This is a genomic window from Streptomyces coffeae (genome assembly GCF_016741875.1).
Lineage (GTDB): Bacteria > Actinomycetota > Actinomycetes > Streptomycetales > Streptomycetaceae > Streptomyces > Streptomyces coffeae.
In genome coordinates this window covers 1-441 of record NZ_JAERRF010000199.1, presented here as the reverse complement: position 1 = coordinate 441, position 441 = coordinate 1, and the positions used below count along the sequence as shown (strand labels likewise).

The 441-nt window shown below is 71.0% G+C and carries 1 protein-coding gene; it reads left to right on the top strand.

The window, feature by feature from the left end:
- Positions 1 to 441, top strand: a 441-nt coding sequence (locus tag JK363_RS41660; RefSeq protein WP_201883521.1) for an SDR family NAD(P)-dependent oxidoreductase, incomplete at both ends; no start/stop codon positions are given.

Genomic DNA, 441 nt, shown 5'->3' with positions numbered 1-441 from the left:
CTGCCGCGCGGGACGGTGCTGGTGACCGGTGGTCTTGGTGCCCTGGGTGGCCATGTGGCGCGCTGGCTGGCAGCGCGCGGGGCCGAGCATGTGGTGCTGGTGAGCCGTCGCGGCCGGGCCGCTGAGGGCGCTGCGGAGTTGGAGGCCGAGCTCGTCGAACTGGGCGCGCGCGTCACGTTCGTCGCTTGTGACATGGCTGACCGTGACTCAGTCGCGGCGCTGCTGGAGAGCATCCCCTCACTCACCGCCGTCGTGCACGCGGCCGGTGTCGAGCGCTCGGCCGTACTCGCCGACCTCGACCCGGGCGAGCTTGCCGGTGTGCTGTCGGCCAAGGTCGACGGTGCGAGGAACCTGCACGAGCTGCTGGGCGAAACGCCATTGGACGCGTTCGTCCTGTTCTCGTCCATTGCCGGTGTGTGGGGCAGCGGTGGCCAGGGTGCA